This is a genomic window from Kitasatospora sp. NPDC058406, from assembly GCF_042722765.1.
Lineage (GTDB): Bacteria > Actinomycetota > Actinomycetes > Streptomycetales > Streptomycetaceae > Kitasatospora.
This window is the reverse complement of the sequence record NZ_JBHXKE010000212.1, coordinates 1-635: the sequence shown is the minus strand read 5'-3', so window position 1 is coordinate 635 and position 635 is coordinate 1. Positions and strand designations below refer to the sequence as shown.

General features: G+C 77.3%; 1 protein-coding gene. It reads right to left on the bottom strand.

What is annotated here, in order from left to right; all coding sequences use genetic code 11:
* Nucleotides 1-130: 130 nt before the first annotated feature.
* Nucleotides 131-502, bottom strand: coding sequence for a low affinity iron permease family protein (locus tag ACFWOG_RS31385; protein WP_329881439.1), 372 nt, complete (start codon nucleotides 500-502; stop codon nucleotides 131-133).
* Nucleotides 503-635 lie beyond the last annotated feature (133 nt).

Below are 635 nucleotides of genomic sequence, written 5' to 3'. Positions count from 1 at the left end.
GCCCCGCGCCCCCCCGGGGGCGCCGGGGGGGGGGCGGGGTCGCCGGGCCCCCCGGCGGGGGGGGCCCCCGCCACCGACGGCACCGACGTCCGGCGACGTCGGCTGTCCGGAGGGGTCGGCGGAGCGGGCGTCAGAGGCGTTCCTCCATGCGGATCGCCTTCCGGAGCTGCCGGTGGGCCTCCCCCTCGTGGCCCTCGTGCTGTTCGAGGAGGGCGGCGGCGATCGCGTCGAGCTTGCGCTGGACGGCGTGCTCGGCGCGCCGCTCGGCGTTCTTGAGCAGCGCCAGCAACAGCAGCGTGACCGCGGCCATCGTGTCGCCGACGAGGATCTGCCACTCCGTCGACAGACCCGCCGCGTGGACCGCGAAGAAGGCGGCCACCAGCACGACGCAGAACACGGAGAACGCCGGCGAGCCGGTCAGGTTGGAGGCGTTCTCGGCGAGCCGCTCGAACCGGCCCCGCTCGCCGTCCTCACCTCGGGTGGCGGGGTGGGAGAGCGTCATGTCCCTCGCCCTCCCGTCCACCGCGAGCGGACCCCGCGGGGGGCCCGCGGCGCCCCCCCGGGGCCCGCCCCCACCCCCCCCCGGCGCCCGGCCCGGGGGGGGGCTTTAAAACAAAAACCAACCCCCCAGACAG